This is a genomic window from Psychrobacter pacificensis, assembly GCF_018336615.1.
Taxonomy (GTDB): Bacteria; Pseudomonadota; Gammaproteobacteria; order Pseudomonadales; family Moraxellaceae; genus Psychrobacter; species Psychrobacter pacificensis.
This window is the reverse complement of record NZ_CP048752.1, coordinates 2,407,315-2,431,666: the sequence shown is the minus strand read 5'-3', so window position 1 is coordinate 2,431,666 and position 24,352 is coordinate 2,407,315. Positions and strand designations below refer to the sequence as shown.

The 24,352-nt window shown below is 42.0% G+C and carries 19 protein-coding genes and 1 tRNA gene; 16 read left to right on the top strand and 4 right to left on the bottom strand.

Annotation, left to right across the window (positions count from 1 at the left end; genetic code table 11):
• The first annotated feature begins 486 nt into the window (after positions 1 to 486).
• From GYK50_RS10315 to GYK50_RS10285, 7 genes are all read left to right on the top strand, one after another.
• Positions 487 to 975, top strand: coding sequence for an META domain-containing protein (locus GYK50_RS10315; RefSeq protein WP_212563858.1), 489 nt, complete (start codon positions 487 to 489; stop codon positions 973 to 975).
• Between the two features lie 156 nt (positions 976 to 1,131).
• Positions 1,132 to 2,151, top strand: coding sequence for a PD40 domain-containing protein (locus GYK50_RS10310; protein WP_212563857.1), 1,020 nt, complete (start codon positions 1,132 to 1,134; stop codon positions 2,149 to 2,151).
• Positions 2,152 to 2,367: 216 nt separating this feature from the next.
• On the top strand, positions 2,368 to 2,847 hold the full coding sequence (locus GYK50_RS10305) for a hypothetical protein (RefSeq protein ID WP_212563856.1): 480 nt from the start codon (positions 2,368 to 2,370) through the stop codon (positions 2,845 to 2,847).
• Positions 2,848 to 2,862: 15 nt separating this feature from the next.
• Positions 2,863 to 3,003, top strand: coding sequence for a DUF2256 domain-containing protein (locus GYK50_RS10300; RefSeq protein WP_212563855.1), 141 nt, complete (start codon positions 2,863 to 2,865; stop codon positions 3,001 to 3,003).
• A 79-nt stretch (positions 3,004 to 3,082) separates the two neighbouring features.
• The gene (locus GYK50_RS10295) at positions 3,083 to 4,303 is read left to right on the top strand and encodes a DNA cytosine methyltransferase (RefSeq protein WP_340050148.1); all 1,221 of its coding nucleotides are present in this window, start codon (positions 3,083 to 3,085) and stop codon (positions 4,301 to 4,303) included.
• Positions 4,300 to 6,462: an ATP-binding protein gene (locus GYK50_RS10290; RefSeq protein ID WP_212563854.1), complete on the top strand. Its 2,163-nt coding sequence runs from the start codon at positions 4,300 to 4,302 to the stop codon at positions 6,460 to 6,462. The genes GYK50_RS10295 and GYK50_RS10290 overlap by 4 nt, the downstream gene beginning before the upstream one ends.
• A 9-nt stretch (positions 6,463 to 6,471) precedes the next feature.
• On the top strand, positions 6,472 to 7,836 hold the full coding sequence (locus GYK50_RS10285; RefSeq protein ID WP_212563853.1) for a hypothetical protein: 1,365 nt from the start codon (positions 6,472 to 6,474) through the stop codon (positions 7,834 to 7,836).
• Between the two features lie 35 nt (positions 7,837 to 7,871).
• Here the strand turns inward: GYK50_RS10285 and metH are convergent, their stop codons facing one another.
• Positions 7,872 to 11,675 carry a methionine synthase gene (gene metH / locus GYK50_RS10280; protein WP_212563852.1) on the bottom strand — a complete coding sequence of 1,268 codons (3,804 nt, stop codon included), beginning with the start codon at positions 11,673 to 11,675 and terminating at the stop codon, positions 7,872 to 7,874.
• A 571-nt stretch (positions 11,676 to 12,246) separates the two neighbouring features.
• Between metH and GYK50_RS10275 the strand changes: the two genes are divergently transcribed.
• Together GYK50_RS10275 and GYK50_RS10270 are read left to right on the top strand one after the other, a co-directional pair.
• On the top strand, positions 12,247 to 12,801 hold the full coding sequence (locus GYK50_RS10275) for a fasciclin domain-containing protein (RefSeq protein WP_093069500.1): 555 nt from the start codon (positions 12,247 to 12,249) through the stop codon (positions 12,799 to 12,801).
• Positions 12,802 to 13,226: 425 nt separating this feature from the next.
• Positions 13,227 to 13,847 carry a fasciclin domain-containing protein gene (locus GYK50_RS10270; RefSeq protein ID WP_212563851.1) on the top strand — a complete coding sequence of 207 codons (621 nt, stop codon included), beginning with the start codon at positions 13,227 to 13,229 and terminating at the stop codon, positions 13,845 to 13,847.
• Between the two features lie 220 nt (positions 13,848 to 14,067).
• Here the strand turns inward: GYK50_RS10270 and GYK50_RS10265 are convergent, their stop codons facing one another.
• Positions 14,068 to 15,606: an alanine/glycine:cation symporter family protein gene (locus GYK50_RS10265; RefSeq protein ID WP_071002236.1), complete on the bottom strand. Its 1,539-nt coding sequence runs from the start codon at positions 15,604 to 15,606 to the stop codon at positions 14,068 to 14,070.
• A gap of 1,017 nt (positions 15,607 to 16,623) precedes the next feature.
• Here GYK50_RS10265 and GYK50_RS10260 point away from each other — a divergent pair.
• The 4 genes from GYK50_RS10260 (at position 16,624) to GYK50_RS10245 (ending at position 20,384) form a co-directional block, all read left to right on the top strand.
• The gene (locus GYK50_RS10260) at positions 16,624 to 17,250 is read left to right on the top strand and encodes a LemA family protein (RefSeq protein WP_093069506.1); all 627 of its coding nucleotides are present in this window, start codon (positions 16,624 to 16,626) and stop codon (positions 17,248 to 17,250) included.
• Positions 17,251 to 17,367: 117 nt separating this feature from the next.
• The gene (locus GYK50_RS10255) at positions 17,368 to 18,555 is read left to right on the top strand and encodes a TPM domain-containing protein (RefSeq protein ID WP_071002234.1); all 1,188 of its coding nucleotides are present in this window, start codon (positions 17,368 to 17,370) and stop codon (positions 18,553 to 18,555) included.
• Between the two features lie 138 nt (positions 18,556 to 18,693).
• Positions 18,694 to 19,218: a TPM domain-containing protein gene (locus tag GYK50_RS10250; protein WP_212563850.1), complete on the top strand. Its 525-nt coding sequence runs from the start codon at positions 18,694 to 18,696 to the stop codon at positions 19,216 to 19,218.
• Positions 19,219 to 19,385: 167 nt separating this feature from the next.
• The gene (locus GYK50_RS10245) at positions 19,386 to 20,384 is read left to right on the top strand and encodes an adenosine deaminase (RefSeq protein WP_212563849.1); all 999 of its coding nucleotides are present in this window, start codon (positions 19,386 to 19,388) and stop codon (positions 20,382 to 20,384) included.
• A 136-nt stretch (positions 20,385 to 20,520) separates the two neighbouring features.
• Here GYK50_RS10245 and GYK50_RS10240 read toward each other — a convergent pair whose 3' ends face one another.
• Positions 20,521 to 21,321 carry an NAD-dependent deacylase gene (locus GYK50_RS10240; protein WP_212563848.1) on the bottom strand — a complete coding sequence of 267 codons (801 nt, stop codon included), beginning with the start codon at positions 21,319 to 21,321 and terminating at the stop codon, positions 20,521 to 20,523.
• A 35-nt stretch (positions 21,322 to 21,356) separates the two neighbouring features.
• Between GYK50_RS10240 and GYK50_RS10235 the strand changes: the two genes are divergently transcribed.
• Positions 21,357 to 21,719 (top strand): hypothetical protein, encoded by a 363-nt coding sequence (locus GYK50_RS10235; RefSeq protein WP_212563847.1) that lies wholly within the window; start codon positions 21,357 to 21,359, stop codon positions 21,717 to 21,719.
• A gap of 269 nt (positions 21,720 to 21,988) precedes the next feature.
• On the opposite strand, the gene GYK50_RS10230 is transcribed toward GYK50_RS10235, so the two are convergent.
• Positions 21,989 to 22,065 (bottom strand) — tRNA-Arg (locus GYK50_RS10230).
• Positions 22,066 to 22,417: 352 nt separating this feature from the next.
• Here GYK50_RS10230 and GYK50_RS10225 point away from each other — a divergent pair.
• Both GYK50_RS10225 and GYK50_RS10220 read left to right on the top strand, forming a co-directional pair.
• The gene (locus GYK50_RS10225) at positions 22,418 to 23,074 is read left to right on the top strand and encodes a c-type cytochrome (protein WP_186475051.1); all 657 of its coding nucleotides are present in this window, start codon (positions 22,418 to 22,420) and stop codon (positions 23,072 to 23,074) included.
• A gap of 299 nt (positions 23,075 to 23,373) precedes the next feature.
• On the top strand, positions 23,374 to 24,336 hold the full coding sequence (locus GYK50_RS10220; protein ID WP_212563846.1) for an ABC transporter ATP-binding protein: 963 nt from the start codon (positions 23,374 to 23,376) through the stop codon (positions 24,334 to 24,336).
• The last annotated feature ends 16 nt before the right edge of the window (positions 24,337 to 24,352 follow it).

Genomic DNA, 24,352 nt, shown 5'->3' with positions numbered 1-24,352 from the left:
CTGAGACCTATATGTATTACTTAAGGTTTCGATAAACGATATCAGTCATCAGATGCGATAGTCGCACGATAAACACACTTCACTATTTAGTGGAGTGTTTTCATATCAGCTGTCATCTGCCAAGAGAAGGTTTAAATAAAACCTCATCAAGAAAAGTGACATTATCACTGGTAAATAGCGTCAATAGTAAATATCAGTAGTCAGTAGTCAGTAGTCAGTAGTCAGTAGTCAGTAGTCAGTAGTCAGTAGTCAGTAGTCAGTAGTCAGTAGTCAGTAGTATGTATGAGGCAAAAAATATCCGCTAAATACTTACTCAATTGATAATGACAGTCACTGGTGAGTCAAACAAAATATCGCTACTGTCTGAAACAGTGAATAAGACAATTACCATAATAAATCAAAATTCTGAATGCGCTTGTTGGGTCTTGTGTCAAGTGTGACCTTATGCTCGGCAAGGTTTTTGGATTCAATAAAAAAGGAATGTATATGAAAAATATGACTAAAGTGATGATGGTAGCTACCTTTTCAGTTAGTGCTCTTGCCGCTGGTTGCCAGACGACGGCTACCTTGCCTGCGCCAGTCAGTCAGCCCGTCACTGTAGAGGCATTACAAGCGCACAATTGGCAGTTGATTGATGCCAAACGTAGCAACGGTGAACAGGTGTCTCAGCTGTTCTTTGATCCAGCCAAGCCTTTAACGTTAAGCTTCATGAACGACAATGGTAGAAACTACGTGGCATTTATGAACACGTGCAACAATATGAGCGCGGGCTACAGTGTCGTCAATGGTGATGTGCAGATCAAAAACGGCATCAGCACAATGATGGCCTGTCCTGAGCCGCAAGCCAGTTTTGATAAAGCTGCATTAGCAACCGTACAAGGCAAATACAGCCTCAGTAAAAATGCCAAAAATGTCCCTGTCTTAACCATCAAAAATGATAACCAAGTGGCTTACTTTAAAGCTGTCTCTAAATAACTTGGTGATTGAGTAAAGCGATATAGACATTCTGGTTAGATTTGATAAGGTCTCACTAATATGTGGGGCTTTTTTTCGTCCAAAGCTTGTCGAATTTTGCGCTACACTAGCGTAAAGCTGCTGTTACACCTTAGCGATTTTATTGGATACTATTTTATGTTTAAAACTATTATGTCAAAACCAACCACGAATAACATCACGACAAAAGGGGCGACGACAATCGCTATATTGGCGGCTCTCACTGGCTGTCAGACGCTGCCTAGTGCTGAAATGAAAAAGCCGACCAGCACAGTGAATAGCAATCCACTGACCGCTGCTATGCCTGCTATTGATCGTCAAGGACACATTGCTTATGTGGAAGAGCAAGGGTCAGGGAGCGCAAAAGTATCGACACTCTATAGCATCCGTCCTGATGGCAGTGATCGTCAGCTCATCGATCAGATCACAGGCTATATCTATGCGCCAGCGTGGTCGGCTGATGGTCAACTGCTTGCTTATAGCAAACAAGCCCCGCGCGAGCATCCTAAAATATATATTTATGACCGTAGCAGCAAAACGCGCAATCTGGTCGTCAATGCTGAAGGCAGTAATATGTCAGCGTCATTTTCACCTGATGGTCAATATCTGCTCTATAGCTCTACGGTCGGCGGCAATGCTGATATTTATAAGATGCGCCTAAGTGATGGGAAAACTGAGCAATTAACGACACTACCGAGCACTGAGGTGCAGCCTAGCTATGCCGCTGACGGTAAAAGCTTCGTTTATACCAGTGACAAAGTCCGTGCTGGTCGTCCCCGTATTTATCGCTATCACTTCGCGACTGGTAAAGCCGTACCTGTACCGACAAATGGCTATGTCGCCAGTCCTCAGCTCAGTGTAGATGGTCAGCGCATGGCTTATCTAAATGGTCGTAAGGCGGCTGTCATGACGCTGACGACTGGGCACGTGCTCAATCTGGCAGAGACTGGTCTCGATGAGCCGGCTCGTCTATCTCCTTCTGGCAAGTATGCAGTCTATCCAACGCGTTTTTCAAAAGTCAGCGGGCAAGTAGGCGGTCAAAGTTTAGGACGTCAAAAAGGTGGCGATTTGGTGATTCATTCGCTCTTAGGGCACACAAGTTACGCCATTAATAGCCAAAATGGTGGCGTCGTACGCTCACCGATATGGGGTCCTTAATAGCCACAGCTATATATTATGTAATGAAATGTATATATAATCACCTATAAAGAAACATAAGTCGATTCTAAAAATAGAAATATAACGGCATCAAGTCGAGCAATCGTCATTCATGTCATACCAAACTATGTAACTGAGTGATTAAAAACCAAAAATGGTCCAGAGCACATCGCGCGTTTACGAGAAGCAGAGCGTAAGGCTCAGTTAGAAACTCAGATGAAGGTGCAGCTCGCCTCACAAAAAATCCTCGCCGATAGTGTGATCAATAACGCTAAAGTCGTCAGCGATAGCATCGATAATGGCTTTGAGAAAAGCGTGAGCCAATTGCTACAAATATATAAGCATGATCATAAAGCAGAAGGGGAGTACCTCAAGCAAAACCAAGACGTGCAAAAAGCCCTGATGGTGCAGCTGGTCGATGCCGTGGAGCAATTGGCACATAATATGGCGGATAACTTGTCTCGTAGCTTAGCCGAAAGCCTGATTAAAAATGATGACAGTAAAGCCGTAGAGAACGATGCGTCTGATATCCATGAGCAGACCACACTGATGGCCAATGCCCTCAAGCAGGCGCTAGCACCGCTAACGATGCGTATGGATGAGAAGCTGGCGATTGACAGCAGCACCGATCAATCTGGTAAGCTGATCGTCAACAGCCTCAATCGCCTAAATAAAATATTTGACGATTATGAGTAATCGGTAAGGGTCATCATGGCACATAAAAAAGTAAACCTACCGCAAAAAACTTGCCCCGTCTGCCAGCGCCCGTTTACGTGGCGTAAGAAGTGGGAGAAAGACTGGGAGCAAGTCATTTATTGTTCTGAGCGGTGTCGGCGGAGGAAGGGTAAGTAGTAATAATCTTGAATCATAATGAGCTTAATTCTGATAACATGATATCATTTAAGGTTACATGTTTTTAAGTGAGCGCTTGATGAAAAAAATGAATTTTATTGACCTATTCGCAGGTGCTGGCGGGTTGTCAGAAGGTTTTGTAAAAGCAGGGTTTGAGCCAATTGCTCATGTTGAAATGGATGCTCATGCCTGCAAAACACTTGAAACTAGAAATTACTATTACTCCTTGAAAAAAGCTAATAAATTACAGGTATATTACGACTATCTACTAGGCAATATTTCGCACAAAGATTTATCAGAAAGTGTATTGAATAGACTTGATAATGTCATTAATGCTTCAATTGGTGACGACAATACAAGCATCTTCAATCGTATTGATGAATTAACTAAAGGTAGAGAAGTCGATTTAATCATTGGTGGCCCGCCTTGCCAAGCTTATTCTGTAGTCGGTAGGCATCGTATTAATAAGCTAGAAGCAGACGATCCAAGAAACTTACTATATCGACAGTACGCTCGTTTCCTCAAGAAGTACAATCCTAAAGTATTTGTTTTCGAAAATGTTTTAGGAATATTAAGCGCAGAAGAAGGTAGGTATTTTAATAATATTAAAGTATATTTTAGGACATTAGGTTACGAGCTAGAGTCCAGAGTATTAAATACATCTGACTATGGTGTACTTCAGAACCGTAAGCGTGTAATTATTATTGGTTGGAAGAAGGGTAGTGATTTTTCTTATCCTGAACTTATAGCAGAATCAAACCCATATACTGTAGCCGATATCTTAGAAGATTTAGCGTATCTCAAGCCGGGCGATCAAAATAATATTACTAACTACGCTAGTGATACTAACGAATACCTTGAAAAATCAGCCATTCGTAATGGTGCGGATTTCGTTACTCAGCATGTGGCAAGAACACATAATGATAGAGATTTAGAAATTTATAAAATAGCTATTGATAAGTGGTTAAATAACAGAGAAAGGCTTAAGTATGGTGATTTACCAGAACGGTTAAAAACACACAAAAACCAAAATTCATTTGTCGATCGTTTCAAAGTAGTTGATATAAATAGTTATAGTCATACTGTACTTGCGCATATCGCCAAAGATGGTCATTACTATATATATCCTAGTACAGAGCAAGTCCGATCACTCTCAGTAAGGGAAGCAGCTCGTATTCAGTCTTTTCCTGATGATTATTATTTTGAAGGTGGTAGAAGTGCTGCTTTTAAACAGATCGGCAATGCTGTGCCACCCTTAATGGCTCTAAAAATAGCTGAAGAAATAAAGGGAAGTTTATGACAAAAGCGAAGTTAAAAGCTAGAAGCCATATTTTATCACTATTAGGTGATGAGTTAATTGGTAGTGATGCCTTAGCAGTTTTTGAACTGGTTAAAAACTCATACGATGCTGATGCTACAAATGTTGATATTATTTTTGAAGGTATTGGCACTGATAATCAGAGGTTGACTATAAGAGATAATGGTCATGGTATGACCAGTGAAGTAATTGATAAGGTTTGGTTGACGCTAGGGACTGACTTCAAAAGAGGGTCAAATCGCAAGGTAAGTAAAAAAGGTAGGGTATCCCTTGGCAATAAAGGCGTTGGACGTCTTGCAGTGCATAAAATAGCTTCAAACATAGACTTGAAAACTAAAGTACTAAATTCAAACCTAGTTCATCATCTTTCTTTTAACTGGCAAAATTTAATAGATAGTGAAGAGTACATACAAAATATTGAAGTTGAACTGAATTCTTATGAATACAATCAAAAAGAGTTTCCAGATGGGCAAGGTACAGAGATAATTCTGACAGACTTTAAAGATAAGAAATGGAATAAAACTAAAATTCGTGATTTTTACCGTAAGGTTAGTTCCATTAAGTCCCCTTTTGAAATTACTGAAAATAACGAGGATGAGTTTAATGTTTCAATTGATTTAGGTGATAAAAATGACTGGATAGCAGATATTCATGGACCTAAAGAAATACTAAAAAAAGCAGTTTATAAGTTTAACTTTGTCTTAGAGAAGTCCAGCGATAAAGAGATAGATATAGCAAAGTTTTCATGGAAATATATTTTTAATGAACAAGATGTTGCTGGTTCAAAATTTAGTAGTAGAACTGTTCTTAAGAATGAAGATACATTAGATGTCAAAGATTTACTAAACGAATACTATGATGACTCTGAAAAAGATAGTAAAAGAAAACTAACAAACGCTGATCTCGATGGTATTGGTAAAATTCAGGGTGAATTCTATGTATATAATTTAAATAGAAATATTGTCAGTTTGTTTTTTCAAAATGAAAAAACAGCTATTAAACAATTCATTAAGGACAATTATGGCGTAAGAATATATAGAGATGGAGTGAGAGTTTTTAACTATGGCGAAGTAGGTGACGATTGGCTAGGTTTGGACTATCAAAAGATTCAAAGAGCTGGTGACCACTTTTCTCGAAAGGTTACTATCGGTGCAATAAATTTACCACTTGAGGACACTAACGAGACTTTAATAGAGAAAACAAATAGAGAAGGTTTTACAGAAAATAAATACTTCGACATACTTAAGATAGCTATATTAGAAGTTTTTAGAAAGTTTGAAATAGAGGCAAGTAGCGATAAAGATCTGATACAGGAATATGTAGATGGATTCAAACCTGTTAAAAAAGCTGGACTGTCAGAAACTATTGACGAACTTAAAGATAAGTTAAAGGATAAAGGTATAGAAAAAGAGTTTGAACCCCTTGTCGGAAGAATCGAGCAAGACTATATTGTTATGAGAGATGTTATGGTTCAATCGGGAATGTCTGGCTTAAATCTAAGTATTGTATTTCATGAAGTAGACAGAGAGTTACGTGATATTGAGAAAAGATTAGAATATACAGACTCTAAATCGGAAATTAACGATGTTAGGATAAAGGTAAAAAGTCTAGTAAGTGTAATTGATACCTTCACACCTCTTTTGAAATCAACAAAAGAAAAAGAGTTCAAGGTTTCCGATTCAATCAAAAGAGCTTATCAAATCTATGAACGTCGATTTAGATCACACAATGTCTTATTCTCATCCCCTATTCTTACGGAGGAAGTGAGTGATTTCCAAATTAGGGGTAAAAGCAATCTAATATTGTCAGCTATAAATAATATTATTGATAATTCTATCTATTTTTTAGGTTATAACGATAAGAATACTCAAAAAGCAATTCATATTACAACTGATGTTGATAATTTTAATGGTAATGCTTTGATAATAACTGATAATGGTCCAGGTTTTACTTTAGATAGTGACATTGTAATACAGCCATTTATAACTTCTAAAGATAATAGTATGGGAATTGGTTTATATCTATCAAATATTGTACTTGAGTCAATGGGTGGACAGTTACTAATATTGGATAGTTCTGACTATGATATTCCAAAAACCTACAATGGTGCTTGTATTGCATTGGTTTTCCCAAAGAAATAGGATTGTACAATGAAAATAGAATTCTTTAAAGAGATTTTAATTGTTGATGATGAGCAGGGTGAAATAGATGATTTAGCTCATATTTTTAAGAATGATATGAATTGTGAGGTTAAAACCTACTTGTATGAACAAGATGAGATGAATCATACGAAACACAAAAATATTAGAATTGTCTTTTTTGATTTAAATATTACTGCAACAGCTATTGATATAAATACTATAGAGGATATAAACTACAAAACTAACTCTTCTTTAAGGAAAGTATTCAATGATTTAGTTCAAGCTATTATCGATGTAATACATATTCAGAATACTCCGTATGCCTTGATTTTTTGGACAAAGCATATTGAGGTTGTGAATGAGTTCAAGAAGTATATCCTTGAAAGAGAAATTGCTCTTCCTAACCCAGTTCATATTTCAGGTCTTGATAAAGTAAAATTTAAAAACGAATCTGATAAAAAATCTATGGTTGAAAGTGTAATAAAAGATACTATATTTTATAAATTAATGACATTCGAAAAAATATTACAAAATGAAGTCAAGAATTTTATGTTTAATATTTTAGATATTGCTAATGAAGATAGCATGAGTGTTTGGGATGAAGATAGTTATCATGTTAATCTACAGCTTTTCTTGCGTACTATAGCTAGTACCCATGCTGGTTTTAATCGTGCAAAAGCTAATCCATCAAAAAGCTTAACTGAAGCATTGGTTCCTATAATTATTGATAAATTTATTAAAAGTGCTAGTAGAGAGAATATTTGGGATGAATTGCTAGATTTTAGCAATATAAATAAAAAGGACTGTCATTTTACTGAAAATAACAATTTACCTAAATTGAATAGTTTATTTCATATAGATAAACACCCAAAGTCATTCGATACAAGAGGAGCTGTTTTTAGGATAGAGAATCCTAAAGTTTTTTTTAAGGAAAAATTTAACTACAAGAACCAAAAAAGAATTATTGCAGAAACTATAGTTGACTTTCCTAGGGCTTCTCGTGAAGAGATTCAATTTATACTAATAGAAGTAAGTTCTGCTTGTGACTACTCACAAAACAAGGAGCGGTTTAATAAATATATAGTCGGTCTCAAGCTTCCAAAAAAATGCTACGATTTATACATGGATAGTTTGCAAGTAAATCGTAATGTTTTGAAGCAATCTGTATTAGATTTAAAATCAAGCTTCTTCGATGAAGTAAATAATGAATATTTCAATATTTTCTTAAATAAAAATTTTGTATTAACACTTAATCATAATGAATTAGATGAGAATAATATAAAGCATTTGTTTAATTTTAAGAAAGAAATGATGGATTATATTGGAAATGCTTATGCAAATCATATTTCAAGGATAGGGACTTCTTTGTTTTAAAAAAACTCACCTAAAAATAGGTGAGTTTAGTAATCCTACAAATTCGGATTTAACCACTTCTCAGCCGTCTTTATATCCCAGTCTTTCCGCTTGGCATAATCCTCCAACTGATCTCGGCCGATTTTACCGACGTTGAAATACTCACTCTCAGGATGCGAATAATAAAAGCCACTGACCGAAGATGCTGGCCACATTGCATAGCTTTCAGTTAGCGTTGTACCGATAGCGCTGGTCGTACCAAGCCAATCAAACAATTTGCCTTTCTCCGTATGCTCAGGGCAAGCCGGATAGCCAGGCGCAGGGCGGATGCCAACGTATTTTTCTTTAATCAGCTCATCATTGGTGAGGGTCTCATCAGCCTGATAGCCCCAATACTCTTTACGAATGCGCTCGTGCAAGTGCTCGGCAAAGGCTTCGGCTAAGCGGTCAGATAGTGCTTGTACCATAATGGCGTTATAATCGTCGCCTGCCGCTTTGTACTGCTCAGCGAGGTCTTCTGTGCCGACGATGGAGACGGTAAAGCCGCCTAGATAATCAGTGTGCGTGTCCGACGGTGAGATAAAGTCGGCCAAGCTAAAGTTTGGCTTGCCGCTGGCTTTATCCGATTGTTGGCGCAGATGCTCAAAGGTATGCGTAGGTTGGCCACCATCTGTAGGCGATTTGTCATAAACGCTAATCGTATCTGCGCCAGTGCGTTTGGCTGGAGCAATTTTAAACACCCCTTTAGCGATGATTAACTTTTCATCAATCATTTTGTGTAGCAGCTCTTGGGCGTTTTTAAACAGATCACGCGCCGCTTCGCCAACCACCTCATCTTGCAAGATTTTTGGATACTTACCTGCCAGACCCCAAGAGATAAAGAACGGCGTCCAGTCGATATAAGGGAGCAGCTTATCGATAGGGTAGTCGTCCAATATCACCTGACCGAGCTGATTCGGTACAGGCGGTGTATAGTTGTCCCAATCGTATTGAAAACCACCCTCAACTGATTCAGCATAAGTCAGCTTCGCCGCTTTGGGTTGACGCTTCGCGAGACGCTCGCGCACTTTGATATACTCTTCGCGGGTCTCATCGATGAGGCCTTGACGGTGCTCTTTCGACAGCAGCTTAGTCACCACGCCGACCGAGCGCGAGGCGTCCGCCACATAAATGACTGCATCATTACTATATTGCGGCTCGACTTTGACCGCGGTATGCGCTTTAGAGGTCGTTGCACCGCCGATCATCAGTGGCAGGGTCATGCCGCGCTCTTGCATTTGCTTGGCGACATAGACCATCTCATCGAGGCTCGGGGTAATCAGTCCTGATAGGCCGATGATATCGACTTTCTCTTTGATAGCGGTATCGAGAATCGTCTCACACGGTACCATCACGCCCAGATCAAGGATGTCGTAGCCGTTACAGCCAAGTACCACGCCGACGATGTTTTTGCCGATATCATGCACATCGCCTTTGACGGTTGCCATCAGAACTTTACCTTTGACTTCGCCTTCGATTTTTTCCGCTTCGATATACGGGTTGAGCCACGCGACCGATTGTTTCATGACGCGCGCCGACTTGACCACTTGCGGCAAAAACATTTTACCCGAGCCAAATAAATCACCGACGATATTCATACCGTCCATGAGTGGCCCTTCGATAACTTCTAGCGGTTTGGGGTATTTCTCCCACGCTTCTTTTGTATCTTCTTCGATAAAGGTGGTGATACCTTTGACCAGTGCATGGGCAATGCGCTCTTCTACCGTGCCCTCGCGCCAGCTCATATCGACGGTGCTGTCTTTTTTCTTGCCGCCATCCTGGTAGTTTTCAGCAACCGTCATCAGACGCTCAGTCGCATCCTGACCAGTTTCGCCTTGATTGCGGTTGAGCATGACGTCCTCAATCGCCTCGCGCGCCTCGACAGGGATGTCGTCATAGACTTCAAGCATCGACGGGTTGACGATACCCATGGTCAGGCCATTTTTGATCGCGTGAAATAGGAACACAGAGTTGATCGCTTCACGAATCGGATTACCACGGAAACTAAACGAAACGTTGGACACGCCGCCTGATACCATCGCATTGGGCAGGTTGTCTGTGATCCAGCGCGTGGCATTGATAAAGTCCGCGCCGTAGTTGTTGTGCTCGATGATACCCGTGGCGACCGCAAAGATATTGGGGTCAAAAATAATGTCCTCGCTAGGGAAGCCTACTTCGTTGACCAATACATCGTAGCTGCGTTTAGATATCTCGATTTTGCGCTCGTAGGTATCGGCTTGACCGTCTTCATCGAATGCCATGACGATAATGGCAGCGCCGTAGCGCATGCATAATTTGGCGCGCTCAACGAACTCAGCATGACCTTCTTTTAGCGAGATGGAGTTGACGACAGATTTACCTTGCGTACGTTTGAGGCCTTCTTCGATGATGTCCCATTTGGACGAGTCAATCATGAGGGGCACACGGCTGATATCTGGCTCGCCTGAGACGAGGTTGACGAAGTGAATCATGGCTTGCTTCGAGTCGAGCATGCCTTCGTCCATATTGATATCGACGATCTGCGCACCGCCCTCGACTTGATCACGCGCGACATCGAGCGCCTCGGTATAGGCTTCGGTCTTAATTAGGCGCAAAAACTTCTTGGAGCCTGTGACGTTGGTACGCTCACCGACGTTGACGAACAAGCTATCAGGCGTGATATTAAATGGCTCAAGCCCTGAGAGTCGGCAGGCAGGCGCAATCTCTGGGATGGCTCGCGGCGGGTAGTTCGCCACCATATCTGCAATGTGGCGGATATGCTCAGGCGTTGTCCCACAGCAGCCACCAACGATATTTAGGATTCCTGCTTTGGCAAAACCTTCGAGTAGGGCGGCGGTCTCTTCAGCGGTTTCGTCATATTCACCAAACTCATTGGGCAGCCCCGCGTTTGGATGCGCAGAGACATAGGTATCAGCAATGTTCGATAGCGTTTGAATGTGCGGACGCAGCGCATCCGCGCCAAGCGCACAGTTAAAGCCAACGGACAATGGCTTGGCATGGCGGATCGAGTTATAAAACGCCTCGGCCGTTTGACCCGATAGCGTGCGACCTGACGCGTCGGTAATCGTACCCGAAATCATAATTGGCAGCTCAAAGCCAATATCGTCAAATACACCCGTGATCGCAAATATCGCCGCTTTAGCATTTAGCGTATCAAAGATTGTCTCAATCAAAATAAGATCGACGCCGCCTTCTATCAAGCACAAGGTTGCTTCACGGTAGTTTAGGACCAACTCATCAAAGGTAATATTACGAAAGGCAGGATCATTGACATCAGGTGATATCGAGCACGTGCGTGAGGTTGGCCCCACCACACCGGCGACAAAGCGCGGTTTCTCAGGCGTCTTGGCGGTAAATTCATCGGCCGCCTCGCGCGCAATCTTGGCTGCTGTCTTATTGAGCTCAGGCACCAAGTACTGCATGTCATAGTCAGCCATCGATAGCCGCGTACCGTTAAAGCTATTGGTCTCAATAATATCAGCGCCAGCGGCTAGGTGGTCATGATGGATATCGGTAATCATCTGCGGCTGCGTGAGCACGAGCAGATCGTTATTGCCGCGCACATCTTGGTCGATATCGGCAAAACGCTCACCACGATAATCTGACTCTTCTAGTTTATAGGTCTGAATCTGCGTACCCATTGCACCGTCCAACATCAAGATGCGTGAAGCCATCTGCTCAGTGATACGGGCGCGCGCGGTGAGCTGCTGTTCCTTATAAGGAAAGACAGCAGGTGGCGTCAAAATAAAGTCATCAGCGGATGATGCATCAGAAGTAGTATCAGATTGAGAAGAGGTCGGTGAGGTCATCGTTTGAGTCATAGGTGCGCTGCTTATATCGTCAATATTATAAAAGGAAGGAATAACAAACCAATAGAGTACAAAGTCTTATAAAGGAAAACATCAAATTTGAATTATTTTAGCATGAAAAATATAGCACACATGGATACTGTTCATTCTACTTTTACCATAGACAAGCAGATACCTATTCATTGAACTGCTGAGCATAGCATTAAATTCTGTTTCGTAAAGAATATGTGCACAAATGAATATCATTTCGTTTATGGATTACATAAAGCTTTGCTTATGCAAATGAAAGCCAACGCTTGTGCTTAAAAGTCCAACAGAGTTTACACCGGTACTACAAAAAGTTGCGTAAAGGCAGGTTGATAAAGGTTTTATACATGTTAATTTTATTTAATGACAATCATTCATTTGTTAAGTTTTTCTTATAAATAACTTATGGGCAAAAATTTATTATTGTTCTGTTGGTCTATCTAGATTTTGCTTATCAAGAAATAAGCGTTTGAATAGCACGAGCAACTGATATCAGAAGACAATATAACCTATAAGACAATAAGCGAATACATACTCAATCATTAAGGATAATGTTATGAAACTGACTAAAATTGCGACTATCGGCACGCTAGCTATCTCTATCGCTGGCTTAAGTGCTTGTAACAATATGATGCCAGCAAAAAGCGCAGATATGAAGCCGCCAATGCATAGCCAACAAATGGCAAAAATGAACGTGGTACAAGTTGCTCAAAGTAATTCTGATTTTTCAGTCTTAGTAGAAGCGGTACAAGCAGCAGGTCTAACGGGTATGCTGTCTGATCCTAACGCTCACTACACCATATTTGCCCCAACCAATGAGGCGTTTATGCAGGCAATGAAAGAGACTGGCATGACTAAAGCGCAACTGTTTGCTGATAAAGCAATGCTAAGAAAAGTACTAGGTTATCATGTCATCAGTGGCGACATGGCCATGTATGCCAAAGATGTCAAACCTGGTAATGTCATGACCGCAAGCAAAGACACGCTAATGGTGACGAATCAAGGTAAGTTGATGGACGAAAACGGTCGCACTGCCAATATCGTAAAAACAGATATCTCAGCGACCAATGGCGTTGTCCATGTCATCGATAGAGTGCTATTACCTAAATAAGCTTCATTAAAAAATAATTATTTTTTGTATTATGAAGATTTAGTGAGCAGCCATTATTTGATGAATTTTTCATTAGATAACGGCTGTTTTAGTATTTAATTGGCATGATTTAGATATAAATAACGCCTATTTTAATGAGTGAGCATGACCAATAAGCGCGATCCTTCATATATCGCAATAACCGATATACAAGTGAACAATGGTATATACGTGATTGATACAGTGCTACTACTTAAGTAAGTATCAATTAAAAATTAAACATTTAGAATTGAAACTATTGATATAGCGAATAATTACTTACAGCAAATTGTCTATAGCTAAAAAATGTCAATTATTGATATACGTATTAGCGTCAGCTATTCATGTAGTAAAGACAGTTATTCGCTAGACAAACCAGACATCCAATTATTAAAAAGGAATGACCCATGTTAAAGAAGAATTTATTATCGATCGCAGTAGTAACAGCAGCGATGTCATTAGCAGCATGTAACGATACTGAAACAGTCGCAGATCCAGCTGAGCCTGAAGTTACCACTGAAGAAGTGGTGGTTGAGCCAGTAGCAGAGACCGAAGCCGAGCCAATGGTTGAAGCCGAGCCAATGGCAGATGACATGAATATGGAAGCGACACAAACCATCGCAGAAATCGCTGCAAACAATGACAATCTCACTATTCTGACAGCGGCACTACAATCAGCGGGTCTTGACACCATGTTGATGGAAGACACCAAATACACTGTATTTGCACCAACTGATGATGCATTTGCCCCTGTATTAGAAAAATTAGGCGTGACCAAAGACGAGCTATTGGCTAATAAAGACTTATTAAAAACCGTATTGCCTTATCATGTTGTTCCAATGGAAGTGAAAGCAGCTGATATCCCTTATGGTACCGATATCGAAACGGCGAACGGCAAAACCATCTCAATCAACGAAGACAATGTTATTACTGATGCGGCTGGTAACACAGCCAACATCACAGGTACTGATATCATGGCAAGCAACGGCGTGATTCATACAATCGACACAGTATTGATGCCTGAGTAAGATTAATATTTAGTTAAGTTACTCTGAGACTTAAGAAGAGTAAAAGAGCCTAGCTATAATGCTGGGCTTTTTTGTGTCTATAAGATGGTGGCACGTAACAGCGGTATCTTAAAAATCTGTGTTATTTATTTGCAATAAAAAAGCCCGAGACCATTGCCTCGGGCTTTTAGGAAGACTGAATAAGATTGAGCAGTAGCTACGTTAGCGCATATTATCTCTATTACTTACGTAGTGGGTCTACATTCGTTCTTTTTTGGTCTGCTAGATGACGCTCTTCCCAATAAGGTGCGTTTTTGATACCGAATTTTGCAGGATCAAAACTGTAACGTGCCACACCAGCTTTACGTTGTGCTTCGTAGTCTTTAAGCATGGTAAGCGTTGGACGAGCCACGATAAAGATAACAAGGATACCAACAATGTTGAGCCAAGCCATAAGACCAACACCGATATCGCCGATGGCCCAGATATAACCAGCTGAGTTAAGACCCCCATAAGCAACCATCGCCATGATCAATACTTTAACGAGGAATAGACCAGTTTTGTTTGCGTTACGACCAAGGAAGCGTGTCAAGTAAGCGACGTTTACTTCAGCGATGTAGTAATACGCTAGGATAGTTGTAAAGGCAAAGAAGAATACAGCAATTGCGATAAACGCGTTACCAAATGTACCGTATACCGATTCCATTGCCATCTGCGTAAACGCAGGCGCATTGATTTCAGTCGTAGCGGCAACGTTCTGAACGATGAACTGACCATCTGGTAGTGTACCTTGAATGTTGTACATGCCAGTAGATAAGATCATGAATGCAGTCGCAGAACAAACCAACAATGTATCAACATATACTGAGAATGCCTGAACAAGACCTTGCTGTGATGGATGCTCAACTTCAGCAGCTGCGGCAGCGTGAGGACCTGTACCCTGACCGGCTTCGTTAGAGTAAATACCACGCTTAACACCCCAACCGATTGCTGCACCAAAACCTGCTTGTGCAGTGAATGCATCGCCAATGATCATGCCAAATACATCTGGAATCAAGCTGAAGTTGCTGAGCATGATGATTAAGGCGAGGACGATGTAACCAAGTGCCATAAATGGAACGGCAAACTCAGTAAAGGTTGCAATACGCTTAATACCACCGAAAATGATGACACCTAATACGACTAAGATAATGGCCAAGCCAACCAAGCGCATAGAGCCAACTTCTAGGCCTGCAACGTTCATGATCGTACCTTCGCCCATTAACTGTGCGAATGCACTGATAACACCGTTGGCCTGTACGCCAGGTAAGAACATACCGCATGATAAAATAGAAGCGATGGCGAAGAGGATGCCGTACCATTTTTGACCAAGCGCACGCTCAAAGTAATAAGCAGGGCCACCGCGATATTCGCCAGTTACCACATCTTTTTCTTTGTAAATCTGTGCAAGGGTAGACTCGACATAGGCAGTAGACGCGCCTAAGAACGCCACGATCCACATCCAAAATACAGCACCTGGACCACCGAAGCCGATAGCAGCAGCTACCCCAGCGATGTTACCCATACCCACACGTCCTGCGAGGGAAACGGCTAGTGCCTGAAATGACGAAATACCATCAGTACTGGACTTACCAGTGAATAGTAGTTTGATCATTTCACCGAATAGACGTACTTGTACGAAGCGCGTCATGATGGAATAGAACAGACCAGCGCCCAAGCACAGATAGATCAGTGCTGGGCTCCAGATAATTCCGTTTACCAAGTTAACTAAACCTTCCATATGTATATTCCTAGTACTGTCTCAAGGTGGCTCTGTATGCTAGGAGTAAATTAACTGGTTAACTTACTTATTTAAGTTAAGCAGTTAAATTAGCTGCATCGACTCATATCTATATTAGTTAAGTCTCATACGTGCTTAGCCACCAAGAATGGACTGTAGTTGTCTGTATTTATCCGCTTGGCTTCATCAGTGACATAGACTATTTTTATAGCGCTTGTCATTGATAGCATTAATATCAGCTGTGTGTTTGATTGTTCTACAGCCTCAACTACTGCGGTGTCCTATCATCACGTTATGAATGAGATGAGTTATAAGTCCGCGGATAAAACAGGCGGTTATATAATTAAATACTCTTCATGATAAGGGTATTTAATTTGCTATGAGCCGTCCCGATTGACTACACTGTTGGTAGGGCGAATTGATGGTATTAGTGGAGTATTCGTAAGTTGAATAATGTCTTCTTTACACATCGATCAACTCGCTAATACGTATCAAGCTATAAGTCCACTACCAAATGTATTCAAACCATACGGCTACGTAACTGCAATTTGCCATATTTTTGTCCTAATTACTAGAAATTTCTTTGTGTATGGACGGATAAGTTTTATTTTTGGACCATCGATTTATGCATCATTAGCCTTAATAAAGAAGCGAATTTATGAACTGGCAATTCATTTAATAAACTTTCGTCTATCTAAAAAGTAATAGCACTACATAAAGGTATAACCAAAAAAATGACACCCAGTTGTTGCGGTTGTGTTTTGGTAACGGTCAATTGTAAAAGCATCATGATAGCGTCATTATGAGCAGTATATCTTGTAGCTTATAAGACTGAGCAATATGCATGAGTGGTTTTTCATGTTGTGTCTGTAGATATAAAAGCTACAAGCACGTGCCTTTATATAAAATATAGAACGCATATGACCGTTAGATGATTTTGAAGGCATAAGCGCAAAAAAATTATTAAAAAACGTGTTACCAGATATTTGTTATTTATCATTATTAGGAGAAACAACGATGACGCGTAAATCTATTATGAAGCCGATGTTGCTAGCAGCACTATTGACGACCTCTACTGTCGGTTTGAGTGGTTGCGGTTATAACAATCTGCAGGCGCAAGACGAGCAAGTAACGGCTTCGTGGTCAGAAGTGGTCAACCAATATCAGCGCCGCAGCGATTTGGTACCAAACTTGGTCAAAGTCGTACAGCAGTATGCTGAACAAGAGCAAGAGGTGTTCACCCAAGTGGCACAAGCGCGCTCGCGTGCGGGCGGCATCACGGTGACGCCTGAAGTGCTCAATGACCCAGAAGCAATGGAGCGTTATGCTGCTGCGCAAGAGCAAATGACAGGCGCATTATCACGCCTGATGGCAGTGTCTGAGCGTTACCCTGAGCTAAAATCAGATGCGCTGTTCCAAGATCTGCAAGCGCAGCTAGAAGGGACTGAGAATCGCATCACGGTTGCTCGTAACCGCTATATCCAAGAAGTGCAAGGCTACAACACCACCGTGCGCCAGTTCCCAACCAATATCACCGCAAAAGTATTTGGCATGGATACCAAACCAAACTTTACCGTTGCTAATGAAGATGCCATCTCGACAGCGCCAAGTGTTGATTTTGGCGATTCTGCAAAAGCAGAGTAGGAAGTATTAGAAATATACAAAAATAGAGCGGTGTATGCCGCTCTATTTATTTAGCTGATGACTATTAGTTAATGTCTATTAATTTATAAAGATGTCATTTGAGGTGGTAGAGATTAGATGAATAATTCAAAAGCAATCTTATCAGCATTACTGTTTACACTGAGCGTCAGCGGTGCATCAGTGCTGCATGCTGCGCCTGGTGACGATGTTGGCACGGCTGTAGCGACAGATAGCCCCTCAAATCTGCAAAATCGTAGTGTTGAAGACTTGGTAGCCATTGCCAAAGCTGGTGAATCCAATGAAGCGATCAATGATGCGGTATTAAATAATGATGCCATCAATGGCGCGGTGCTTGGCAACGATGCCATTAACCAAAGCGCAGCAAATGATGAGGCAACCGCTAGTGCGCAAGCGCCAGCTCAGCCACCAGTAACCTCAAGTGCCCAGAGCGTTGATGCTGACAAACTCATACTCAACGAGCCAGTCGTTGATCAAGCCAATATCTTAAATCCGCAAGAAAAACAGCGTCTAGAGGCGCAGCTAAGAAATATTTATCAGCAGGGTTTGGCACAAGCAGCAGTGGTCATCGTACCAACAACCAATGGTTTGCCTATATTTGACTATGCTTTACAGGTTGCAGAAAAATGGCAATTGGGCGACAAAGATATTGACGATGGTCTGCTCATCGTCGTAGCAGTCAATGACCGTGACATGTATATCCTCACAGGCTATGGGTTAGAGGGTGTATTGCCAGATGCTGCGGTCAATCGTATTATCCGTGAGGACATCACACCATTATTTAAGCAAAACAACTATGGTGCTGGAATACTGGCTGGCGTGGATGCACTTAAGACACGCCTAACGGCTGATCCTGAGGTATTGGCACGTGCTGATGCCCAAGCTGCTGAGCGTAGTGCCGTGCAAGGCTCAGATGAGCTACCATCACCTATTTTCTTATTTATTATGGCGATGATATTTGGTAGCTTTATTACCAATATTTTGGGCCGAGTATTTGGTTCTATTATCACGGCAGGCGGCTTTTTCGCCGGTTCATTAGCGCTTGGCGGCGGCTTTTTTATGACATTGATCATGGCGATATTTATATGGATGTTCTTGATTTCCCGTGGCGGCGGTGGTGGCAAAGGCGGCGGCGGTAAAGGTGGGCGTAGAGGCGGCGGCATGATTTTCTTACCCGGTATGGGTGGGGGTAGTGGTGGCGGCTTTGGCGGTGGTGGTTTCGGTGGCGGCGGCTTTGGTGGTGGTGGCGGCGGTTTCGGCGGCGGCGGTGCTGGTGGCTCGTGGTAAGTGTCTATTTATTAAAAGCTCAGCTTAGTTATTAGAAGCTCAGATTAGTAAAGACTCAAATTAATAAAAGCCAAAAATAGAGTCCCAGTACATAGACCCAAATAACCATCAAAAATGACGTAATTGAGGAAAAATATAATGGCAGAAAACCATGCTTCAACTTCTAGCTTTGCTCGATGGTGGCGTCAGGTCTTGTTTGTCCCTTTGCTGCATAGCAAGTGGCTGACAGCAGAAGCCAAAGCACGCCTGACAGATGAGGTGACACGCGCTGAGCGTGGGCATCGCGGTGAGGTGTTTTTGATTGTAGAGAATCATTTACCGATTCAAGACGCTTATCATATGGATTGCCGCGAGCGAGCAATTGATCTGTTTAGTGAATATCGAGTTTGGGATACCGAAGAAAACACAGGCGTTCTCATCTATGTCAATATCTGCGAGCATCAGTTAGAGATTGTGGCGGATCGCGGTATCAGCACTCATGTAAGCCCAACTGTCTGGAGTGCTATGTGCGAAAAAGCCGTATCAGGTATCAGCAACAAGAAGACAGAAGAGAGCTTGGCCCAATTGTTGGATGAAGTGGGACAAGTGCTGCGCCAGTACTATCAGCTTGAGCACAATCCAGCAGGCAATGAGCTGTCTGATACCGTGGTATTTTTAAAATAGTAATACGGCATCTTGAAGCGCATTATTGATAGAGTCGAAGGTGACTGTTCTCGTCTCTAGGGTTTTGATGCTAAAATATCGCACGCAAAATGTTCGTACCGTTTAAAGACGGTACAAATATATAAATTGTCTACAGCTCGTCTCGATGACACCATTATTGGAATACTATGATTGATTTAATACAGAAACTACCAAAAGCGGAACTTCATTTACATATCGAAGGGTCATTAGAGCCTGAGCTGATGTTTAGACTGGCAAGAAAGAACAACGTAGACATTCCTTATAAAGATATAGAAGATGTACGCCGTGCTTATAATTTCACCAATTTGCAGAGCTTTTTAGACATTTATTATGCAGGGGCAAATGTCTTACTTACCCGCGACGATTTTTATGATTTGACGTGGGAATATATTCTTAAGTGTGTTGAAGACAATGTCATCCACACAGAAATATTCTTTGACCCGCAGACGCATACCGAACGCGGCGTGGCTTTTGAAGCGATCATCACAGGTATCAAAGAAGCATTAGCAGATGCCAAAGCAAAATATGGCATCACCTCTTGTATCATCATGTGTTTTTTACGCCATTTATCGCAAGAAGCAGCGTTTGAAACATTAGAGCAAGCAATGGCATTTAAAGATGACATCATCGGTGTCGGTCTGGACTCATCAGAGCTTGGTAACCCACCATCGAAGTTCAAAGAAGTCTTTCAAAAAGCCAAAGAAGCAGGCTTTAAACTGGTCGCTCATGCAGGCGAAGAAGCGGACTTTTCATATATCTACGAAGCGCTAGACTTATTGAATATCAACCGCATCGATCATGGTGTGCAGTCTATAAAAAGCCCAGAGCTGATGCAGAGACTCAAAGACGAGCAAATGCCACTAACCGTTTGCCCGAACTCAAATATCGAACTGCGAGTTTTTGATAATTACAAAGAGCATAATATCAAAGAGCTTTTGGATTATGGGCTTAATATCAGCGTCAATTCAGATGATCCTGCCTATTTCAAGGGCTATGTGAACCAAAATTTTATCAACTTATATGAGAATCTACCGATAACAGAAGAGGATATTATTACGTTAGTAAAAAACTCATTTAGATCGGCATTTATCAGCGACGAGCTAAAAGAAGATTACTTGGCGAAAGTGGACGCGGTATTGCAATAAGCTTTAGCGAGCTTATTTTTAGTAGTAAAGGCTTAACGGTTGATAGCAATCGTTAAGCCTTTTTTACGATGTGAAAGATAGATTTCTCAATGAAACAGTCGAATTACAATCTACTCTATCTGTTATAACATCAAGGCTATAAATCAGTGATCTCTTGTACGAGTAGCGGCAAGACTACGCCAGCTTTCTCTGCTAATGTGATATCAACAATTGTATCGGGTGTTGGGTCAGGGTTTATCTCGATAACTTGCGCACCATTTTGCTTGGCTAGCTGTGAGAGTCCGGCCGCAGGATAGACCAAGCTTGAGGTACCGATACTGATAAACACATCACAGTTAGCCGCAGCCTCTTCGGCAGTCTGCCATGCTTGTACAGGTAGTGCTTCGCCAAACCACACAATATCTGGTCTGATGTAACCGTCGCAATGCGGGCAAGTAATCAGCTTATCATCAAAACGTATCGTATCTTGCTTAATATAGGCGGCTCTTGATTGTTCTGGATAAGGTATCTCACACTGACCACAGCGATCACGCCACAGTTGACCGTGCAAATGAGTCACTGCGCTTCCAGCTTGCTTATGTAGGTCATCGACATTTTGCGTGATGAGTGTCACTGTTTGATCGGAGGTTTGCGCATGATACTGCCACTGAGCCAATGCATGATGGGCTGGGTTTGGTGCTTTATCAGCCACCAACTGCCTGCGCCACTGATACCACGACCATACAAGCTTTGGATCGCGAGCGAATGCTTCAGGAGTGGCCAAATCCTCGACGCCGTAGTTTTCCCACAAGCCCGTTTGCTTATCTCGGAACGTCGGAATACCACTTTCGGCTGAAATGCCTGCCCCTGTCAAAATGCAAATGCGCTCTTTCGATGCCAACAATGTTGCCGCAAGTTTTACTTCTGCTATTACCGCTGGTGATAATTCTGCTAACATGAGCCAACCTTTGTTAGTAATGGATATTTTTACTTATGATAGACGGAATTTGGTGGCTTGTCATATTAATCGCCATCATCGTAATTTTATGGTTGGTGGCAAAATCGCGCGGGGCAAAAGCAGGCGAAAAGCACGGTAGTGCCAAGTCAAAAAATACAGTACCGAATGATGCCCTGCAAAAAACATCCGCATTATTAAAGCAGTATTTTCCTGATTATCGAGTCACTCGTAAGGCAAATCACTTGCTCATCAGCCAACAAGGCAAAAAAATCGCGATGATTACCATTGATAAAAAAATTGCTGAAGGTAAGCGTCGTTTGGGTGAGGTGCCAGTGATTAATTATCATCGTGTGCCCAGCCGTGTTCAATTGACTGCAAATTTACAAGATGCGGAGTAGGCGGTGCTTGTATCAGTGGATAAAGAGCAAGTGGGTATTTTAAGAGAAAGTTTTTTTAGAGCTGGTCATTTAACAAGCTGGCCGTTTAAAAGAAGCGGCTCAATTAAATAGTCACGTGACGAATAACAAGTCAGAGGCTGCGAGTAAATTTAACAACACTTGATAGAGGCTACTAGGTCATGATAAACAATATCAAAAGACTTGAAGTTTTAATATTAAAGGGCTTTAGAGGTTTTAGGTAATGCTGAGGAAGGGTGAAATACGATGATTGGTGCGCTCGGCGGGAATCGAACCCACGACCCTCGGCTTCGGAAACCGATACTCTATCCAACTGAGCTACGAGCGCATATGATAACGATATGTCTGACTGTCACGCTTAGATGCGCATGATAACCAGCATAAGATACCTAGAAATAAAGACCGCTTAGTCTAACAAATAAAACGCATAAAGCCAATAAATGACAGTCGTGATTGAGGTTTTTTAAGAAAAAACAGCCAAGTCATTAAACAAGCATGGCAATTTACCTGCCTTTTCCCTTATAATGTTGGGGAGAATTCATATTTATAATCACCGATTGCAAGTGCGCTGGCACGCGGGATGGCTGTCTGCTATTGAGGACTTAGAGGTCGTCAAAGGAGGACAGACAGAATGTCCGAGCTGTGCTAGTCCTTGTATACGTAATAAGAGAACGTGACGAATGAGAAAAGTAGTTATGTTATCGGCAGCTGCCATTCTAGGAATCGCTAGTATCGCGGTGAGCCAAGCTGAAGATATTGTCGACACGCCTGTAACTGTGACTGACGTCGCAGAAGGCCAAGAAGTCGTAGAAGAGGCGCCTCAAACGCTAGGTGGTGAGCCCCAAGCTGCTGCAGACACAACAGATGGCGCTGCACCTGCTGATGGTGCCGCTCCAGCAGAAGGTGAAGAGACCGCCGCTGCAGCGCCTGCCGCTGACGAAGAGCCGATTCCGCAAGATACGCCGCAAGTACAAAAGCTGATTGCTTTGTATCCTAATCTGATTGCCCGTATTCAACCTGTTGCAACTGTATGTTTTGAAGACGATGAAGTGTGTGATGTAACAGCACGCTCATCTGGCCCATCTGCTGGCGACGGTCCTCGTGATGGTAAAGCAGTATACAATGCGGTATGCCATACTTGTCACGCCTCTGGTTTGTTAGGTTCACCTATCTTTGGTGATGCTGGCGCTTGGGGACCACGTATCGCGAAGGGTAAAGATACGCTATATACCCATGCTATCAATGGTTTCAATGCGATGCCTGCCAAAGGCGGCGCGGACATTCCTGATGAAGAAGTCCAAAACGCTGTAGACTATATGGTTGCAGAAGCCAGCTAATTTTTGCTAGCGGCTTTGCTGGCTCTTACAACAGTTATCGATAAAGCGCCTATTTCAGTAATGAGATAGGCGCTTTTTTATAATAAGTATTATTAATACGGTACTTCAAATATAAAGCAGTTGAAATTTGCGATTAGCAGCCTCATTTTATGAGATTGCACCGTGTCTTCTAGATAGTAGAGCGTGTTGAACATTTTTATATGGCCTCGGTCAGTATGATAATGACAGTCGAATGTTCAACACGGCCTATTATTCTAAAATCGTGTTTTATACAAATTGATAAAAAATAAGAGGTCTTCATGTCTGATGTACCAGCACTTTCTATCCAAGGCTTATCCAAAACCTATGACAATGGGTTTTCGGCGTTAAAAGGGGTTGATTTAACCGTACCACAAGGTGGGTTCTTTGCACTGCTTGGCCCAAACGGAGCAGGCAAGTCCACCATGATTGGCATTATCAGTTCACTATTTAAGCCAACAACGGGTAGTGTCCATATTTTTGGGACAGATTTATTAGAGAACCCTTCGATTGCCAAACAGTACCTTGGCGTAGTACCGCAAGAATTTAATTTCAACATGTTTGAGAAAGTCGAAGATATCTTGATTACGCAAGCAGGTTACTTTGGTATTCCAGCAAAAGAAGCCAGACCTCGCGCAAAAAGTCTGCTGACAGCACTGGGGCTATGGGACAAGCGTGATAGCAAATCGCGTGATTTATCTGGCGGTATGAAACGCCGTCTGATGATCGCGCGCGCCTTGATTCATAAACCAAAATTACTGATTCTCGATGAGCCAACAGCGGGTGTCGATATTGAGCTGCGCCGCTCGATGTGGGAGTTTATGCAGCAGATCAATATCGAAGAAAACACCACGATTATATTGACCACCCATTATCTCGAAGAAGCCGAGCAGTTGTGTAAACGTATTGCGATCTTGGATCACGGTGAGATTCGTATCAATACAGAAATGAAAGATTTATTGGCGCAGTTATCTGTAGAGACGTTTGTCTTTGATCTAGAGACGCCGCTCAATGAGCAATTGGCTCTGACCGGAGTGACAGACATCTCCCAGCCAGATAAGCAGACGCTAGAAGTCACCCTGACAGAAGGCGAGTCATTAAATGGTGTCTTTAATCAGTTGTCTGATAAAGGCATTAAAGTCGGCAGTATGCGAAATAAAGCCAACCGTCTAGAAGAGTTGTTTATGCGCTTGGTTGACAAAAATATTGAAAGTGCAAACAGCATGAAGGAGGCGGGATTATGAGTCAGGAACTAATCGA

Coding starts and splice junctions, on each gene's coding strand:
- GYK50_RS10315 (WP_212563858.1), top strand. CDS start 487: ATGAAAAATATGACTAAAGTGATGATGGTAGCTACCTTTTCAGTTAGT.
- GYK50_RS10310 (WP_212563857.1), top strand. CDS start 1,132: ATGTTTAAAACTATTATGTCAAAACCAACCACGAATAACATCACGACA.
- GYK50_RS10305 (WP_212563856.1), top strand. CDS start 2,368: ATGAAGGTGCAGCTCGCCTCACAAAAAATCCTCGCCGATAGTGTGATC.
- GYK50_RS10300 (WP_212563855.1), top strand. CDS start 2,863: ATGGCACATAAAAAAGTAAACCTACCGCAAAAAACTTGCCCCGTCTGC.
- GYK50_RS10295 (WP_340050148.1), top strand. CDS start 3,083: ATGAAAAAAATGAATTTTATTGACCTATTCGCAGGTGCTGGCGGGTTG.
- GYK50_RS10290 (WP_212563854.1), top strand. CDS start 4,300: ATGACAAAAGCGAAGTTAAAAGCTAGAAGCCATATTTTATCACTATTA.
- GYK50_RS10285 (WP_212563853.1), top strand. CDS start 6,472: ATGAAAATAGAATTCTTTAAAGAGATTTTAATTGTTGATGATGAGCAG.
- metH (WP_212563852.1), bottom strand. CDS start 11,675: ATGACTCAAACGATGACCTCACCGACCTCTTCTCAATCTGATACTACT.
- GYK50_RS10275 (WP_093069500.1), top strand. CDS start 12,247: ATGAAACTGACTAAAATTGCGACTATCGGCACGCTAGCTATCTCTATC.
- GYK50_RS10270 (WP_212563851.1), top strand. CDS start 13,227: ATGTTAAAGAAGAATTTATTATCGATCGCAGTAGTAACAGCAGCGATG.
- GYK50_RS10265 (WP_071002236.1), bottom strand. CDS start 15,606: ATGGAAGGTTTAGTTAACTTGGTAAACGGAATTATCTGGAGCCCAGCA.
- GYK50_RS10260 (WP_093069506.1), top strand. CDS start 16,624: ATGACGCGTAAATCTATTATGAAGCCGATGTTGCTAGCAGCACTATTG.
- GYK50_RS10255 (WP_071002234.1), top strand. CDS start 17,368: ATGAATAATTCAAAAGCAATCTTATCAGCATTACTGTTTACACTGAGC.
- GYK50_RS10250 (WP_212563850.1), top strand. CDS start 18,694: ATGGCAGAAAACCATGCTTCAACTTCTAGCTTTGCTCGATGGTGGCGT.
- GYK50_RS10245 (WP_212563849.1), top strand. CDS start 19,386: ATGATTGATTTAATACAGAAACTACCAAAAGCGGAACTTCATTTACAT.
- GYK50_RS10240 (WP_212563848.1), bottom strand. CDS start 21,321: ATGTTAGCAGAATTATCACCAGCGGTAATAGCAGAAGTAAAACTTGCG.
- GYK50_RS10235 (WP_212563847.1), top strand. CDS start 21,357: ATGATAGACGGAATTTGGTGGCTTGTCATATTAATCGCCATCATCGTA.
- GYK50_RS10225 (WP_186475051.1), top strand. CDS start 22,418: ATGAGAAAAGTAGTTATGTTATCGGCAGCTGCCATTCTAGGAATCGCT.
- GYK50_RS10220 (WP_212563846.1), top strand. CDS start 23,374: ATGTCTGATGTACCAGCACTTTCTATCCAAGGCTTATCCAAAACCTAT.